The sequence below is a fragment of the Nostoc sp. C96 genome (genome assembly GCF_059384975.1).
Genome location: NZ_CM182020.1, coordinates 72,557 through 89,337 on the forward strand (window position 1 = coordinate 72,557; position 16,781 = coordinate 89,337).

The window sequence follows — 16,781 nt, forward strand, 5'->3', positions numbered from 1 at the left end:
GTCTGAAGGCTGAACGATAAAATTCATACTTCATACTTCATGCTTTTGAGTAATTAACTGTTAGTAAAATCGCTATAAAATCTGCACATGTTCTCAATTTACATACTGACATATAACGAAGAACTAGATATTGCACCTTGTATCGAGTCGGCAATGCTATCCGATGACATTATAGTTGTGGACTCGTGCAGTAGCGATCGCACTGTGGAAATCGCTAGTCGCTATCCCATTCGTGTTGTCCAACACGCTTTTGAAAGCCACGGTCGTCAACGCACTTGGATGCTAGAGTCTATACCTCCAAAATACGAGTGGGTTTACATTCTGGAAGCTGACGAGCGTATGACACCAGAACTATTTGCTGAATGCACCCAGGCGATGCAAAACCCAAACTACATTGGTTACTACGTCGCTGAACGGGTGATGTTCATGAATCGTTGGATTCGCTATAGTACCCAATATCCCCGTTATCAGATGCGTCTTTTCCGCCACGGTAAAGTCTGGTTTACAGACTACGGTCACACCGAACGGGAAGTTTGCGAAGGGGCTACTAGCTTTTTAAAAGAAACTTACCCACATTACACCTGTGGCAAAGGCTTGAATCGTTGGATTGAAAAACACAATCGTTATTCTACAGATGAAGCTCAAGAGACACTAAATCAACTAGAAAATGGCAAAGTTGAATGGCGCGATTTATTTTTTGGCAAAACTGAAGTAGAAAGACGACGTGCTTTAAAAGATTTATCTTTACGTTTACCAGCTAGACCTTTTTTACGCTTTTTATATATGTATTTTCTTTTAGGTGGCTGCTTAGATGGTCGCGCTGGAATGGCTTGGTGTACATTGCAGGCTTTTTATGAATACTTAATTTTACTGAAAGTATGGGAAATGAAGTATCTGCCTACACCTAGTGTAGAAAACATCATATCTCAAAGTGAAAACAACAAGGTTGTGGCTACACAAATTGCTGGAGAAGGATGAAGGGCAAAGTCTGAAGTCTGAAGTGTAAAAGTTATTTTTATGCTTTAGTCTTCAGGCTTGATAGTTTCTCAACGCAGAATTTTATTAAAATTTATAACAAAAGTTTTTCAGAAAAATACCCTTGACTTCCTAGTTAGTTCTAAACTAGTTAAAAGCACGTTTTTAGTTGTTATACCTAGCTTTCAGAATAATCAGCAGATTTTGGTTTGTCGCGGTAGGATCAGTAATAATTAAAATATTTGCAACAATCATTTACAAGCTGTACAAAGAAAAGTAACATCCTCGCAGATGGAAAAACTTTCAGTAGTTAGCTATATCTTGCGATATATATCTCTAACTAGCGAAAAATAAAGACTTTTCTTGTAGTAACAGCCTATTATCAAAGTAACAGGCATCTATTGACCGCTTTCTCAAATAGAATACGGTCAATAAAGTCGTCAATAAAACCTTCCCAAGCTGATCATCTGCTGGTATTAATTCCTATCATCAGAGTTTTACTAGCCTAAAAAAGGAGAAACGAAGTTTGGTAATCGATCGCCTCAAGCAGGATTTTAAAAATGACCTGATAGCTGGATTGTTAGTAGTTATCCCCCTAGCAACCACCATCTGGCTAACAATCACGATCGCCAATTGGGTAATCGACTTTCTTACCCAAGTTCCCAAACAACTCAATCCCTTTGATGGACTGCACCCAATTCTAGTAAATATACTGAATTTAGCGGTTGGACTAGCAGTACCGCTGTTAAGTATTTTGTTAATTGGGTTAATGGCGCGAAATATTGCTGGGCGTTGGTTACTCGATGTTGGTGAGCGAGTGTTACAGGCGATTCCTTTAGCGGGACAAGTATATAAGACCCTGAAGCAGCTTTTAGAAACTCTACTCAAAGACTCTAATGGCAAGTTTCGCCGTGTAGTTTTATTAGAATATCCCAGACAGGGAATTTGGGCGATCGCTTTTGTTACAGGTGCTATGGGTGCTGAAATCCAAGCCAAGATGTCCCGCCCAATGTTGAGTGTTTTTATCCCAACTACACCCAATCCCACTACCGGATGGTATGCCGTAGTTCCAGAGGAAGATGTTATTAACCTGTCAATGTCGATTGAAGATGCTTTTAAGGTGATTGTCTCTGGTGGGATTGTGGCACCGAATACTCCCTTACCGCCCTTAGTTTTGGGTAAAGAACAAAACCTGCCAGCTTCAACTAAAGAACCAAAGCATTCAGTAATTTCCGTCGAGGAAATATAAAATTTATCCGGCAAAGACACAAGTAAATAGATATTATGAATGTCTAGCTTTGTGAAAATCAATTCACTCTTAACCCCTAATTTACTGCTTAGGCACTCACTTCCATGCAAGACCGCAAACCTCAACAAATTGCTCGTGAACTGGCGCTGTTAAGTCTCAGCCAGCTACCAGTCAACCCAAAAAAATTAACCGAGGAACATCTGCCCAAATTGGTATTAGCCACTGTGCGAACCCTGAGAGCAGAAGTTCAAGATACTTTAGATAACGCTGCTGCTGAATTGCAACGCAGTAACGATCGCCTCTTAACCAGTCAAACTCGTGCTTCAGACATGAATACCGCGAGGACTATGTTGCAAGAAGCGATTACTTACACCCAAACTGCCATTAATCAACTCGGTGCAGCAGTTGAGTTCCCAGAATTGATTCAACTGGCAAATCAAGACAGAGAAGTCGGCAGATATGCCATTCAAATTGTCAAAACAGTGAATGAACATCGTATCTTTATCGATGAACAAATATCCGCCGCTTTGGTAGATTGGCAAGTCAATCGCCTAGCTCAAATTGACCGCGATATTCTCCGCATCGCTGTGGCAGAAATGGGATTTTTAAAACTGCCTGACAGCGTGGCGATTAACGAAGCTGTGGTGTTAGCCAAACGTTACAGCGGAGATGAAGGTCATCGATTTATCAATGGAGTTCTGCGCCGATTCACCGAACAAAAAAAATTGCCCAGTGTTTTATCCTAACTGTGTAACCGTTATGAATGCTAAGTTGTGAGTTGAAGGTGTGGAGAAGTCAGTTGCTTGCGGGGAATTACCCCCTACCAGTAACCCGACACTGAGAGGTGAGGATATCCCGGAGGTTTTCACCATAGGGAAGAGTAACAAATTCAATTAAACTCATAACTTACTAACTCATAACTCCTAACTTACATAACAACTCATACCGTTAGCGGCAATGGCTTTTAATTGGTTTCGTCGTCAATATAACGATTCTTCTGATACCCCCTCTGAAAACCAACAGGCGGAAAATACTCCGGCACCTGTAACCCAACCAGAGGCAACCGAAACATCCGATACTAACCCAACAACTACACCAGAATCGGCAGCAGATTTGTTGGCGTTTGCGAAAGCTGCTTATAAAAATATTCAGCAAAAACAACAATCGGAAACTGAAGAAACTGCCCCAACACTATCAGCAACACCGGAAACGGTAGCCGCAGTTACGGAAGAAGTAGTGACTCCCGTCCTAGAATCTGCGGTAGTTATAGAAGCTCCACAACTAGAAGCAACTATTGAAGAAGTACCTGTAACAGAGGCAGAAATTACACTTAATGCTGAAGAACCGACATCTATAGAAACACAGCCAACCGAGACAGCTGCATTGTCTTTTTTAGAACGAGCAGCAGCAGAACGACAAGCCAAGCAAGAGCGATTAATAGCCAGCGCCATTGAAGTAGCAGAACCGGAATTGACGCAATCGGCTACTGTTAGTGAAGCAACTGCCACAGAAATTCCAGATTTGGCATTTGATGAAGGATTTGTTTGGTCAGCGGAATTATTGGCGGCTCAAGGTAGACGAGCAGAAGATATTTCGATTGAAGAAATAACTTGGTTAAAAAAGTTACGACAAGGATTAGACAAAACCCGGCGTAACATTCTCAATCAACTCAAAGCAATTGTCGGACAAGGGCCACTTAACCAAGCGGCGGTAACAGAAATTGAATCTGTACTTTTACAAGCCGATGTAGGCGTAGAAGCCACAGATCATATTATCAGTGCTTTACAGAAAAAATTGCGGGAAGAAGTTACGCCCCCAGAAGAAGCGATCGCTTACTTAAAACAACTTCTGCGGGATATGTTAGATGAGCCAATCCGTAAATCTGACAAACCCAGCTTTGCCCCAGAAAAAGATCACCTAAATATTTGGTTAATTACTGGTGTCAACGGGGCAGGGAAAACCACAACTATCGGCAAAATTGCTCATTTAGCCCAAAAATCTGGCTATAGATGCTTGATTGGAGCCGCAGATACTTTCCGCGCGGCGGCTGTGGAACAGGTAAAAGTTTGGGGAACCAGAAGCGGCGTAGAAGTAATTGCCAACCCTGGGAAAAACACAGACCCTGCTGCCGTGGTATTTGATGCGATCGCCGCAGCCCAATCCCGCGAAACAGAATTATTATTAGTTGATACCGCTGGGCGATTGCAAAATAAAAAGAACTTAATGGATGAACTGAGTAAGGTTCGCCGGATTATCGACAAAAAAGCCCCGAATGCCAAAATCGAATCTTTGTTGGTTTTAGATGCCACCCTTGGTCAAAATGGCTTGCGCCAAGCAGAAGTATTTTCCCAAGCAGCCCAACTCAGTGGTGTAGTTTTAACCAAATTGGATGGTACAGCCAAAGGCGGTGTCGCGCTAGCTGTAGTGCAGCAGTTAGGTTTACCAATACGTTTTATTGGTGCAGGAGAAGGAATTGAAGACTTACGGCCATTTTCTAGCTACGAGTTTGTCGAGGCTCTATTGAGTGGCTAAAATCATAGCCTACACTGACAGCAGCGTGCAGTGTAGGTTTTTTTTGACTAAGACAGAATTTAAGCATGAGTTCCGGAATAAAGAGCCATAGAGGTGCAGCGGCCACGGAGAGATATTTTGCCTAACTCCTAAATAGGGCAAAACTCTGATAAATTCTGCTTTTTGCCTCTTCCTACTCAGTATATACTTCATACTAACGATAATTATTTACCTCTACCTACTTACATGTAAGGATTGCACTCTTGGCAATAACCTTGTAAACCTAATTGATAACTGCTATAAATACTGGAAAAAATAAAAACTAAGCCTAATTAGTTGGTAAATGGGCAAAGGCGTGTTATCCTCATAACCCAAACAGAGTTATCTAACTTAGGAGCAGATATGAAGTAACTTTCCTTAAAAATTCATGAATATTCTCTGGAGATAAATTATAAGTTAGAAAATTGTCCAAAGAACAAAGAACAATTCAAGTTTTAACTGAAAAATTTAAGTTACCGTTTATTTCCGTATCTGGCTATTTCTCCAAGACAATAAAAAATCGGAAAATTCGGAAAAATTAATTAATTAATTAATTTTTTGTTTCATGATGTATGATTTGCTAATTAAGTTCTGCGCTCATAAAAAGCTTCCGCACAATGGAGGTAGTTAATGATTTATACTAATCAGCTTTTCCGTAAAAATACATGAAATTTCTGTATCTGTATTTAGTTAGAAATAAAATCAGCAAATGCCATATTTTTTTCTAGCTACACCCTACGTCTTTCTACTCTTGCTAAATTGAGGGATCTTGTCTCAATATGATTTAGCAATATTTTGCCAAAGTAAAGTTATTAAGCAATCTACAATCTACTAATCTTAATTGGATAGTATCTGTGCCTGTGTCTCAAGTGCCTTTTCAACCTACTGATGGTAATAATAGTGCCGCGACCGATGTCACACCAGTCGTGGCACTGAAAGAACTTGTCGCCAGGTTGCACCGAGAACAAAATAAAATTCAAGATTTGCTGAGTTCTTTAGGATTTGCCCTCAGAAGCTTCAATAATCTTAATCAGTTTTTGGAACTGATTCCGTTGATGGCAACAAGGGTGACAGATGCCGATGGTAGTGCCTTATTTCTCTACAAACCTAACGGTCAAGTTAGATTAGAGCAACTACACTGGCAAGATAGTCGCCAGCGCAAAAATATCCGCAAAGCCTTAGAAACAGCCAGCAGTCAAATTACATTACTGCCCAATAGTACCCCTCTAGCCAGTTCCACGGGTATCTTAGATGATCAGATGCACCGCTATTTGGGGCCAGATGTCCAAATATTTGGCACGGCAATTTTAGTTAAGCATACAGAACGAGGCTGGCTATATGTCTTAAGCCGTGACCCAGACTATAGTTGGACAGAAACCAGACAAAAGCTAGTGCGCTTGGTTGCAGACCAAACAGCTGTAGCAATTGAAAATGATGAACTAGCGGTAGAACTGAGGAAAAAAGAACGCCTAGACCAAGAATTAGAAATTGGGGCAGAAATTCAACGACGGCTATTACCCCGTCAATGCCCAAATATTCCTGGTGTATCCCTAGCAGCACGTTGTAAACCTGCTAATCGAGTAGGTGGCGATTATTACGACTTTATTCCGACCAATCATAATCAGTTGCAGTTAATTAGCAGGGTCTCTCCTGAAACAAGTCGTTGGGGTTTTGTCATTGGAGATGTGATGGGGAAAGGTGTCCCAGCCGGGTTAATTATGACAATGATGCGGGGGATGCTGAGGGGTGAAGTGTTGCATGGCAATTCGCCGTCTGGGATTTTGCAAAATTTGAATCGAGTTATGTATGCGGATTTGGAAAATTCCCATCGCTTTGTGACGCTGTTTTATTCTGAGTACAATCCCAGAAATCGGATTTTGTCATACAGTAATGCAGCACACAATCCTCCCTTGTGGTGGCACGCAGCAACAAAAACAGTTAGTCGTTTAGATACTCTAGGAATGCTGATTGGTTTGGATGCTAACAGCCAATATGAAGATGCCCAGGCACAGTTAGAGCCTGGAGATACAGTAATTTATTATACGGATGGCTTGACTGATGCGGCGGCGGCTAGTGGCGATCGCTTCGATGAAGAAAATTTTGTAGCAGCTTTTAGCGCTGCTTGTCGCTATTGCAACGGGCCAGAAGAAATTGTTGATTATCTATTTGACCAAGTTCAGCAGTTCATCGGTGCTGATAGGCAAAACACTGATGATATGACACTTGTGGTTTTGCAGATTGTTTAGTTAATAGTCATTGGTCATTGGTTATTAGTCCTTTGTGAAAAATTAAAGGGTAATTTTTATAGCCCTAGTACAACAAGGCAAAAGTCAAAAGTTAGCCACTGCGTTGCGGAGGTTCCCTCCGTTGTAGCAAGTGTCGGCGGGTTTCCCGACTTGTACCCCTAGGGGGAAGCAAGCTAAGCGTAGTGTCTCCGATTAGGAGAAGCAAGTGGCGTTAGCGACGCAGGAGTGTCACTCTGAAGGAGTTCAGCGGAAAAAGAAAGAATATTTACACCACCAGCCTTTTAGCAATTACAGATGGTTTGTTTATTTACGCCGACCTGTAATAATCATTTATGTTAGGACAGTGTTGATTTATCAAAGCCTTGTCAATACTAATACCAATTTGAAAAATGATGGCGACAAATGGATTTCTAAACAGCTTACCAGTAAACTCTTTCTCAATCCAAAATCAAAAATCTAAAATTCAAAATGATATAAGTTTACACTCAGCACTTAGCCATAGTTCCCCAAAATCAAATCTAGCCAATGGGGATAAGCATAAGAATTTGCAGCTATGAGTTTTATCCCTCGATAGTTATTAAATACACAACTTGCCATTAAATGGAGATTTTCTTGCAGATGAGTATATTCTCCGAAAGCTTCCAATGCTAGGCTCCACCAAGTTTGATTCTGAATTAGCAGTTGCGTAATTTCCACACTACAACCGTTATCAATACTTTCATTGATAGCAACCGCCTGTACTGAAGAGTCTGGTAAAATTTGATATGATTGCAAACGGCGCACTTTTTGCACATTTACCCAAACAAAATTACCAAACACCATTGCAGGCTGAAAACTTTCTCCTGTGGAATCGCTACACATCCATTTACCCCATTTTTCGGCCTTACCTTCTATCAATTCCCCAAAACGCAGTACACCTAATTCTGCTTTGCGCCATTTGACTTCTAAACGTTCTTGGCGCAGTTTAATTCCCAAATAATCGCATTTTGGCGCGTAAAGATACCAGTCTTCTCGTTTTTCTGGTGAACAGTTTTGGGGAAACCATTCTTCAATCTCTCTTGGGATCTGACTAGGGTAAAACCAGCGCAATTCGATAGTTGTCAGCATATATAACTGAATCTCCCCTTGTGATGCCTTATCCGCTACGACCCAGTTGGTGGGACAATAAAAACGATACATAATGCTTAACTTTTGTTGCTTCCAGCCCAAAGGAATTTTTAACAATGTGGAAACGAATTGCAATTATTTTTTTATTAATTTTGAGCTTCAGCTTGAGTAATCCTGGTGTAGCTGCTGCGGCTGGATTTAAAAGCTATGTCGATACTGCTGATGGCTATCAATTTTCATACCCTAACGGCTGGCTACCTGTTAAAGTTGCTAATGGCCCTGATGTAGTCTTCCATGATTTGATCGAAATATCCGAAAATGTCTCGGTGGTGATTAGTCCTGTTTCAGAAGGTAAAACTTTAAAAGAACTGGGCGCTCCCACAGAAGTTGGGTATAAGTTGGGAAAAGCAGCCCTTGCACCTTCAGATTCTGGTCGGACAGCCGAATTAGTTGATGCACGAGAAAAAGACGATGAAGGTAAAATCTACTATATATTAGAGTATTTAGTGAAACTACCGAATAATCAACAAAGACATAACATCGCTAGTGTTGCTGTTAGTCGTGGCAAGTTGTTTACTTTCAACGCCTCAATTCCGGAAAAACGTTGGGCGAAGGTTAAACGGACTATGGAAAATGTTGTCGATTCTTTCACAGTGTATTAATCAAAAGGCAGTCCCGACCAAATTCATAACCATGAATGGAGTAGGGACGAGAGGCTAGGGATTAGTATTTTGAATCAGCACTTTCAAGTCAAAAGGCAGAAGAGAAAAGCCAGTGTGTGACAATTGACTTTTGACCATTGACAAATGACAATGAACATTCCTCAATTTATACTGGCTTCGGCTTCTCCAGCCCGTCGTCGCTTGCTGCAAACTGTTGGGATTGAACCAATAGTTAAACCGAGTGATTTTGATGAGTCACAAATCCAACTGATTGAACCTGCTGAGTTAGTGCAAGTTCTGGCTCAACGTAAAGCAGAAACTATCGCACCCCAATTTGCATCAGCCTTAATTATGGGTTGTGATTCAGTTTTGGCTATTGATGGTGAGATTTATGGTAAACCAGCAGATGCAGCAGAAGCGATCGCTCGTTGGCAATTAATGCAAGGTAATATTGGCGATTTATACACTGGCCATGTGTTAATTGACACTTCACAAAACCGGACTTTAGTCAAATTTCAGGTAACAAAGGTCTATTTTGCCAAAATGAGCGATCGCGCTATCCAAGCTTATGTAGCTACTGGCGAACCCCTCAAATGCGCTGGTGCTTTTGCTTTGGAAGGTTTTGGTAGTTTGTTTATTGAGCAAATTGCAGGTTGTCACAGCAATGTCATTGGTCTCAGTTTACCTTTGCTCAGGCAGATGTTGGCAGAACTGGGATATGAGGTTACTGAGTTTTGGCAATAAATACTTTATGGCAATTAAACTCAGGTGGGCAAAGTGAAAATTCTCTGCCCACTACAGTTATTGAGAATGCTGCAAGATATCAGATAACTAATAACTATTGACCATTGACCATTGACTACTATGCAATTTCACTTCGCCATGATCTGGTACCCAAGCTAACCACTCATCAGCGGAAACTTGGCAGAGTAACAATGCTTCATCAAAACTGTAAGGGCTAGGAAGTTCTAAAAGACGCACCCATAGGTCAGGTTGGCATTGTTTGGTTGAACTTTTGCTATAGGCTTTGCTTAACCAGTCTAGATTCTGTCTGACTGCTGGTACAGCACAATTTGGTCTTTGAGTATCAATTTTCATAGCTGCAAGCCTCCCTGATGGGTTAAAGCAAAAATCATTCTGTAACTAAGACTACAAAATAACTAATTACTTTGAAAAGTCAACGTCTTATAACTTTACGTAACTAGGCGTAACAGTTTGCTTAATGTTGCGCGGTTAAACTGAAGTGGTGCAGCTGACTGTAGACTGACTTTAGATAGCATTTCTCACAAGAATATGTCATTTACTTCTACTCCCTCATTACGTGAACAACAACATCCCCTCATTCGTCAGTTAGCTGATAGCATTGAGGCTGCTTGGCACAAGCATTTGCAACTATCGCCTTACCATTTGCCAGCAGAGTTGGGATATGTGGAAGGTCGATTAGAGGGTGAGAAACTGACAATTGAAAATCGCTGCTATCAAACACCGCAGTTTCGGAAAATGCACTTGGAACTGGCAAAGGTGGGAAATATGCTGGATATTCTGCACTGCGTGATGTTTCCGCGGCCAGAATATGACCTACCGATGTTTGGGTGCGATTTAGTTGGCGGTAGAGGTCAAATTAGTGCAGCGATCGCTGATCTATCTCCTGTTCACTTAGACCGCACTTTGCCAGCATCCTATACAAATCAACTTGCAGCACTCCCAGCCTTGGACTTTTCCCAACCGAGAGAGTTACCAGAATGGGGTCATATCTTTTCTGAGTTTTGTATTTTTGTGCGTCCTAGTTCCGCAGAAGAAGAAGCGATGTTTCTGGCGCGTGTGCAAGACTTTTTAGAGGTGCATTGTAGCCAAGCGATCGCCGCTAGTCCCGTGTCCCCCGAACAAACCCTGCAAATTATCGCCGGACAACACAACTACTGCACCAAGCAGCAGCAAAATGATAAAACCCGCCGCGTCCTTGAAAAAGCCTTTGGTCAAGAGTGGGCAGATAATTATATGACCACAGTCTTATTTGACTTACCAAATTGAGTCAATAGTTAATTATCCCCTACTCCCTGCTCCCTTACTCTCTGCCTCTTCCCCTTCCCCATCTGTAGGTTCTGTTACGTTTTCCCTTAACTGATAAATGTAGAATTCAGTTAACGATAGTTTGATGGAGTCTAACCATAGCTTTAGCATCTTTGGAGCAAATATCCAAATGAGTGAAGAGTTAACAAGCCTAATAATTGGTTGACTACAAGTTTAAGGAAACTGTAATGTTAGGGATGCTCTATTTGAAAAAATTGATTGAAAATTCGTAATTGCTAGTTCATAATTAAGTTTCTGATAAAGATTGAGTTTCCAACTGAACCGGGGTTGCTTTTCAAAGCGGTGGATTCTCAATAGTTTTTTAGTGATGAATTAGTAATTATCTTGATTCTTGCATCTATTGAATAACTAGCTACTAGTAGCGCCATGATCCAAAAGCTGTGGCGCTAAGTATTCATAAGAATCAAGTTTCCGAGGGTATTTAGTAGAGGCAATTTATCAAGTCTCTATTGCGTCTAATACTTTTTTATATCCATCAGCACATTTTTAAATAAATAGGCAACAACCATGTCAAGGGTGACTGAAAAGCCAAGATCAAGGCAACAAATACTTGATCCAGAACAGCCTAAGATTTGGTGGGGCATTGCTGTAGCCTTACCAATAGTAATCGCTGCGGGGTTACTAACTACAGCTAAAGTTGAGCAGTTGAAAAAACTTAGCTTATCTGTACCTGTCAAACCAGTTGCTAACAGCATTAGTGCTGTGGGGCGTTTAGAACCGCGAGGCGAAGTTATCAAACTTTCTGCGCCTGCTGCGGGATTGCAATCTGCATCACGAGTAAAGCAGCTGTTTGTCCGAGAAGGAGAAGTGGTGAGAAAAGGGCAAGTGATTGCCATTTTAGATAACCACGAAACTCAGTTAGCCAGTGTAGAAGAAGCAAAAGCCAAATTACTAGAAGCTCGTGCTAATTTAGCGCAAGTTCGGGCTGGTTCACCCAGAGACATTCAAGCGCAACAAGCGGTAATTGCTCGACTAGAAGCCCAGTTACGCGGCGAAAGGGATGCTCAACAAGCCACAATCACCAGAATTGCAGCGCAGTTGAGTGCCGAAAAAATGGCGCAACAGGCGACAGTCGAGCGACTAGAAGCCGAATTGCGAGGTCAAGGTGATACCTTAAGAGCTACCTTGACACGCATACAAGCCGAACAACGTAATGCTCAAGTTGATGCTGGACGTTATGATTTTCTGTACGGACAAGGTGCTATCTCTCAGCAAGAAAGGGATAGACGACGATTAAGTGCAGTCACCGCTAAACAGCAAGTAGTTGAAAGTCAAGCAACTCTCCGACAAGCAGTAGCCACTTTGCGTCAACAAGTTGCAGAAGCTAGAGCTAATCAAGTCAAGACTTTAACAACGTTACAACAGCAGTTAATTGAAGCTAGAGTCACCCGTGATCAAACTATAGCTACTTTAGGAAGACAACTCGACGAAGAACGAGCCAGACTCAAGAGACTGATAGAAGTTGATCCGACGAATGTGCAGATGGCGCAAGCACAAGTGAGTAATGCGATCGCTACTGTTAGACAAGCCGATGCAGAACTGCGATTAAGCTACGTCCAAGCACCTACTTCTGGTGAAATTCTCAAAATTTACACCAAGTCCGGCGAAGCTATCAGCGTCAATGGTATTGCTGAAATTGGACAAACTGAACAAATGATGGTTATTGCTGAAGTTCCTGAAGACAGCATTAGTAAGGTGCGTATTGGTCAAAGTGTTTCTGTCAGCAGTGATAATGGCGCTTTTGAAGGCGAATTAAAAGGAACAGTGGCGGAAATTGGCAGAAAAGTCGGCAAAAAAGATGTACTCAATACTGATCCGGCCGCTGATGTAGATGCAAGAGTGATAGAAGTTAAAATTGCCCTCTCACCAGAAGATAGCAACAAAGTTTCTGGTTTAACCAACGCCAAAGTTCTTGTGGATATTAACAACCAATCAGGCTCTAATTCAGAGAAGCAATAAGTAAGTTGGGGAGCATTAATACAATGCCTAAAACCCCTAAAAATAACTAATGAGTAATAACCCACCTACTTACTTTCTATTCATCTGAGAACATGATTCAAAAAATACCTCTAGCTTGGCTACAAATGACGCGAGATAAAACGCGGTTAGCCGTAGCTTTAGCTGGAATTGCTTTTGCTGATATTTTAATGTTTACCCAACTCGGATTCCGAGATGCACTCTATTATAGTAACGTTCAGTTACATAGTAGTTTAAATGGCGACATTATTTTAATTAACCGCCAATCGAATGCAATTTTGTCCATGAAAAGCTTTTCTCAACGGCGGTTGTATAAAGCTTTAGATTTACCAAGCGTACAATCTGTACATTCTATCTATTTAGATTACACGGCTTGGAAAAATCCAGTTACAGGTCGGTCACGCTCATTACTTGTATTTGGCATTAATCCAGAGTTTAATTTATTTAATTTGCCAGGAGTGCAAGAAAATTTAGATAAATTAAAGTTGCCTGATGTAGTTTTGTTTGACCGTTCTTCTCGACAAGAATATGGGCCGATCGCCGATGATTTTGAAAAAGGGAAAACAGTCAAAGCAGAGTTAAGAAGACGCAAAATTAAAGTAGTAGGGCTATTTACTTTAGGAACATCTTTTGGTGCAGATGGTAATTTAATCACCAGTGATGTTAACTTTTTACGTATTTTTAACACCCGTCAGCAAGGATTGATTGATATTGGGGTAATCAAAGTTAAGCCAGGCACAGATGTAGAAACTGTGGCTAAAGATCTACGCCAATATTTACCTCAAGATGTAAATGTGTTGACCAAACAAGATTTTATCGATTTTGAACGTCACTATTGGGCAAGTAGCACAGCAATTGGTTTTATTTTCAGCTTAGGTACAATTATGGGTTTTATTGTGGGAACCGTGATTGTTTACCAAATTCTTTACACAGAAGTTTCTGACCATTTATCAGAATATGCTACCTTAAAAGCCATAGGATATACACAAAAATATTTATTGATAGTGATTTTACAAGAAGCACTTTTATTAGCTTGTTTAGGGTATCTTCCTGGGTTATTTTTCACCATATTAATGTACCAAAAAGCTAAAGAAGCTACTCTTTTACCAATTTTTATGACTTTTGGCAGAGCAACTAATGTATTGATATTAACAATGATTATGTGTTTCATTTCTGGCGCGATCGCCGTACGTAAATTACGTTCCGCTGACCCGGCTGACATCTTTTAAATAATTTTGATCAATACAGTAGTAATTAATCAGTTTTTATTATCTATATAGTATATATTTAATGCTTAAACTGTCATCATAATTTGCAGACAGGCTCTAGAGTTACGGAAATAAATTACTACCTTCTAACACAGGATTTATTATGAGACAAGAACCTGTAATTGCTATTAAAGACCTAAATCATTACTATGGTAAAGGTTCACTAAAAAGACAAATTTTATTTGATATTAACCTGGAAATTTATCCGGGGGAAATTGTAATTATGACTGGGCCTTCTGGGTCAGGCAAAACAACATTACTCAGTTTGATTGGTGGTTTAAGATCTGTCCAAGAAGGTAGTTTAAAATTTTTGGGCGTAGAACTATTCGGTTCTAGCCAAAATCAATTAGTGCAAATTCGGCGAAACATTGGCTATATTTTTCAGGCGCACAACTTGCTAGGATTTTTAACTGCAAGGCAAAATGTGCAGATGGCAGTGGAATTGAATGAAAGAGTTGGTCAAAATGATGCGATCGCCACAGCCGAAACTATGCTAACTGCTGTTGGCTTAAAGAACCGAGTAAATTACTACCCAGATAATCTTTCTGGTGGACAAAAACAAAGAATTGCGATCGCTCGCGCCCTAGTTAACAATCCGCCACTAGTATTAGCGGACGAACCAACCGCAGCCTTAGATAAACAATCAGGACGTGATGTTGTCGAAATCATGCAGCGTCTAGCTAAAGAACAAGGTACTTCCATTTTGTTAGTGACACACGACAATCGGATTTTAGACATAGCCGATCGCATTGTCGAAATGGAGGATGGTCTTTTAGCTCGTGACTCCCAAAGCGCCGTCGTCAGCTACGATTCTGGAGCATGGAGCGAAAAATCATAAAGTCCATAGCACAAACTCAGCGTACCTCTGCGTTTACCTCAGCGCCACTCCGCGTTTAAAAACTCTCTTTTCCCCTCTCCTATCTCTATAAATAGCTACACTCCTTCAGCCATAACTATTTAGCTTGAGGACTTGGCGCATTTCCTTGGCGGCTAGTCCGGAAAGTTACATTTACACCATCATTTGATTGTTCTAATACCAGTAACGGTGTAGGTTTAGCCTTTTGATCCCAGTGCATAGTGGCAATTCGACCTTGAATTGTCGGTTGCCATGTATCCTCATCGTCCATCGGACTCAGATAAGTCTCGATACAGTCAATAATTTGGCTAATTGTGGTAGAGGTAGCTTGTGTCGGTAACTTCATCAGCTTAATTTGAATACGAAACAACACCCGCTTCGCAATGTTTGGCGGCGTACCACTCTCATATTCGACATCAAAAATCTCATCCACCTGTCGCCCTGCACCATTGGCAATTCCCACCGTTCCTTGTTGAGATTGGTTGGGACGCAAAGCTTGAGAAATTTTATCTTTGACTCTGATTTTAATTTGATTCAGAATAGCAAAATGAAATACTTCTTCAGACATCCGCATCCGCAGATAATCTAGGTTAAAGTCTCGTGAGTTCACCAAATCTGGGTTAGCTTCCATTTTGCGGATAGTTTCTAGCGCCAGTTTAAACTTTTTCTCTAGTTCTCTGGCCCGGAATTTTTCAAATTTGATTTTTTTCTCTAATTTATCCATCTGAATTTTGCCAAATATAATCAAACCAATCACGACGACAGCCAGCCCTCCAGAGGTAATTAATAAAAAGGGTGGGGACTGCTGAGGTTCGTTGGCTGGTGGTTTTTGAGTTACTTTTTTTGTTTTTGCTGGTGGAGACTGCGCCAGAAATATAGGATTTAGCATGGTGGCAATAACTGTAATTGTCATTGTTTAGAATGCCCAAATCCTTAATGTCATCTTGCTGTATTATTAGTATTTTTAACAGGTTTTTATAAACTACGTACATACCGCTGTTAAAATGTATATTTTGAATCTTAGTCCAATATCTCAAGCTGCCTCTACTTGCTGGAGTAATATCCGTCTGATTGCAACGGATATGGATGGTACTCTGACCAAGGAAGGTAAATTTTCTGCTGCCTTGTTGCAAGTTTTAGAAGATTTAACGGCATCTGACATCAAGGTAATAATTGTTACTGGACGTTCGGCTGGTTGGGTCAGTGGAGTTAGCAGCTTAATGCCAGTTGCAGGTGCGATCGCCGAAAATGGCGGTATATTCTATCCCAATGGTACTGAACAGCCCATTGCTTTAACTTCTATTCCTGACTTAAGCTTACATCGCCAACAATTAGCAGCAGCTTTTGCCGAATTACAAAGGGAATTTCCTCAAATTCAAGAATCTGCTGACAATCGCTTTCGCCTCACAGATTGGACATTTGATGTAGCTGCCTTAACTTTACAGGAATTACAAACTTTAAGTCATCTCTGTCAATCGATGGGCTGGGGATTCACTTACAGTACAGTACAGTGTCACATTAAACCCCAAGGTCAAGATAAGGCTGTGGGTTTATTGCAAGTATTACAAGCATATTGGCCTGACTACTCACTCGAACAAGTTGTGACCGTTGGTGATAGCCCTAATGATGAAAGTTTATTTGCTCGCCATCAGTTTCCCGTCTCTGTGGGCGTAGCTAACGTACTGAAATATGCAAATCAGCTACAATATCAACCCACTTACGTAACGAGTGCAGCTGAAGCCACAGGATTTTGTGAGTTAGCTAGTTATATTTTAAAGTCAACAGTCCCCAAGATTTAAA

Annotated in this window: 15 protein-coding genes; 12 read left to right on the forward strand and 3 right to left on the reverse strand. The window is 40.9% G+C overall.

Going from position 1 to position 16,781, the window contains the following annotated elements; translation table 11 throughout:
- Positions 1-87: 87 nt before the first annotated feature.
- The 5 genes from AC504W_RS00315 (at position 88) to AC504W_RS00335 (ending at position 7,020) form a co-directional block, all read left to right on the forward strand.
- Complete coding sequence (locus AC504W_RS00315; RefSeq protein ID WP_494875636.1) at positions 88-978, forward strand: glycosyltransferase family 2 protein; 891 nt, start codon at positions 88-90, stop codon at positions 976-978.
- 523 nt (positions 979-1,501) lie between these two features.
- Entirely contained in the window at positions 1,502-2,224 is a 723-nt protein-coding gene (locus AC504W_RS00320; protein ID WP_494875638.1) for a DUF502 domain-containing protein, read from the forward strand.
- 104 nt (positions 2,225-2,328) lie between these two features.
- The gene (gene nusB / locus AC504W_RS00325; RefSeq protein WP_494875639.1) at positions 2,329-2,970 is read left to right on the forward strand and encodes a transcription antitermination factor NusB; all 642 of its coding nucleotides are present in this window, start codon (positions 2,329-2,331) and stop codon (positions 2,968-2,970) included.
- 211 nt (positions 2,971-3,181) lie between these two features.
- A complete protein-coding gene (gene ftsY / locus AC504W_RS00330) occupies positions 3,182-4,756 on the forward strand; it encodes a signal recognition particle-docking protein FtsY (RefSeq protein WP_494875641.1) in 1,575 nt (524 codons plus the stop codon).
- Positions 4,757-5,628: 872 nt separating this feature from the next.
- Positions 5,629-7,020 carry a PP2C family protein-serine/threonine phosphatase gene (locus AC504W_RS00335; RefSeq protein ID WP_494875643.1) on the forward strand — a complete coding sequence of 464 codons (1,392 nt, stop codon included), beginning with the start codon at positions 5,629-5,631 and terminating at the stop codon, positions 7,018-7,020.
- A 492-nt stretch (positions 7,021-7,512) separates the two neighbouring features.
- On the opposite strand, the gene AC504W_RS00340 is transcribed toward AC504W_RS00335, so the two are convergent.
- Positions 7,513-8,199 carry a hypothetical protein gene (locus AC504W_RS00340; RefSeq protein WP_494875644.1) on the reverse strand — a complete coding sequence of 229 codons (687 nt, stop codon included), beginning with the start codon at positions 8,197-8,199 and terminating at the stop codon, positions 7,513-7,515.
- Between the two features lie 44 nt (positions 8,200-8,243).
- Between AC504W_RS00340 and psbP the strand changes: the two genes are divergently transcribed.
- Together psbP and AC504W_RS00350 are read left to right on the forward strand one after the other, a co-directional pair.
- Entirely contained in the window at positions 8,244-8,789 is a 546-nt protein-coding gene (gene psbP, locus AC504W_RS00345) for a photosystem II reaction center PsbP (RefSeq protein ID WP_494875645.1), read from the forward strand.
- Positions 8,790-8,939: 150 nt separating this feature from the next.
- Positions 8,940-9,533, forward strand: a complete 594-nt coding sequence (locus tag AC504W_RS00350) for a Maf family protein (RefSeq protein ID WP_494878799.1) — start codon at positions 8,940-8,942, stop codon at positions 9,531-9,533.
- Positions 9,534-9,620: 87 nt separating this feature from the next.
- On the opposite strand, the gene AC504W_RS00355 is transcribed toward AC504W_RS00350, so the two are convergent.
- The gene (locus AC504W_RS00355; protein ID WP_494875647.1) at positions 9,621-9,887 is read right to left on the reverse strand and encodes a hypothetical protein; all 267 of its coding nucleotides are present in this window, start codon (positions 9,885-9,887) and stop codon (positions 9,621-9,623) included.
- Positions 9,888-10,082: 195 nt separating this feature from the next.
- Between AC504W_RS00355 and AC504W_RS00360 the strand changes: the two genes are divergently transcribed.
- From AC504W_RS00360 to AC504W_RS00375, 4 genes are all read left to right on the forward strand, one after another.
- A complete protein-coding gene (locus AC504W_RS00360; RefSeq protein ID WP_494875648.1) occupies positions 10,083-10,820 on the forward strand; it encodes a phycocyanobilin:ferredoxin oxidoreductase in 738 nt (245 codons plus the stop codon).
- A 567-nt stretch (positions 10,821-11,387) separates the two neighbouring features.
- A complete protein-coding gene (locus AC504W_RS00365) occupies positions 11,388-12,839 on the forward strand; it encodes an HlyD family secretion protein (protein ID WP_494875649.1) in 1,452 nt (483 codons plus the stop codon).
- A gap of 92 nt (positions 12,840-12,931) precedes the next feature.
- Complete coding sequence (gene devC, locus AC504W_RS00370; RefSeq protein WP_096582141.1) at positions 12,932-14,086, forward strand: ABC transporter permease DevC; 1,155 nt, start codon at positions 12,932-12,934, stop codon at positions 14,084-14,086.
- A gap of 142 nt (positions 14,087-14,228) precedes the next feature.
- Entirely contained in the window at positions 14,229-14,963 is a 735-nt protein-coding gene (locus tag AC504W_RS00375) for a DevA family ABC transporter ATP-binding protein (protein WP_494879506.1), read from the forward strand.
- A 115-nt stretch (positions 14,964-15,078) separates the two neighbouring features.
- On the opposite strand, the gene AC504W_RS00380 is transcribed toward AC504W_RS00375, so the two are convergent.
- A complete protein-coding gene (locus tag AC504W_RS00380) occupies positions 15,079-15,870 on the reverse strand; it encodes a hypothetical protein (RefSeq protein ID WP_187308028.1) in 792 nt (263 codons plus the stop codon).
- A gap of 115 nt (positions 15,871-15,985) precedes the next feature.
- Here AC504W_RS00380 and AC504W_RS00385 point away from each other — a divergent pair, with 115 nt between their 5' ends.
- Positions 15,986-16,780, forward strand: a complete 795-nt coding sequence (locus tag AC504W_RS00385; RefSeq protein WP_494875651.1) for an HAD family hydrolase — start codon at positions 15,986-15,988, stop codon at positions 16,778-16,780.
- The last annotated feature ends 1 nt before the right edge of the window (position 16,781 follow it).

Coding starts and splice junctions, on each gene's coding strand:
- AC504W_RS00315 (WP_494875636.1), top strand. CDS start 88: ATGTTCTCAATTTACATACTGACATATAACGAAGAACTAGATATTGCA.
- nusB (WP_494875639.1), top strand. CDS start 2,329: ATGCAAGACCGCAAACCTCAACAAATTGCTCGTGAACTGGCGCTGTTA.
- ftsY (WP_494875641.1), top strand. CDS start 3,182: ATGGCTTTTAATTGGTTTCGTCGTCAATATAACGATTCTTCTGATACC.
- AC504W_RS00340 (WP_494875644.1), bottom strand. CDS start 8,199: ATGTATCGTTTTTATTGTCCCACCAACTGGGTCGTAGCGGATAAGGCA.
- psbP (WP_494875645.1), top strand. CDS start 8,244: ATGTGGAAACGAATTGCAATTATTTTTTTATTAATTTTGAGCTTCAGC.
- AC504W_RS00350 (WP_494878799.1), top strand. CDS start 8,940: ATGAACATTCCTCAATTTATACTGGCTTCGGCTTCTCCAGCCCGTCGT.
- AC504W_RS00355 (WP_494875647.1), bottom strand. CDS start 9,887: ATGAAAATTGATACTCAAAGACCAAATTGTGCTGTACCAGCAGTCAGA.
- AC504W_RS00360 (WP_494875648.1), top strand. CDS start 10,083: ATGTCATTTACTTCTACTCCCTCATTACGTGAACAACAACATCCCCTC.
- AC504W_RS00365 (WP_494875649.1), top strand. CDS start 11,388: ATGTCAAGGGTGACTGAAAAGCCAAGATCAAGGCAACAAATACTTGAT.
- devC (WP_096582141.1), top strand. CDS start 12,932: ATGATTCAAAAAATACCTCTAGCTTGGCTACAAATGACGCGAGATAAA.
- AC504W_RS00375 (WP_494879506.1), top strand. CDS start 14,229: ATGAGACAAGAACCTGTAATTGCTATTAAAGACCTAAATCATTACTAT.
- AC504W_RS00380 (WP_187308028.1), bottom strand. CDS start 15,870: ATGCTAAATCCTATATTTCTGGCGCAGTCTCCACCAGCAAAAACAAAA.
- AC504W_RS00385 (WP_494875651.1), top strand. CDS start 15,986: ATGTATATTTTGAATCTTAGTCCAATATCTCAAGCTGCCTCTACTTGC.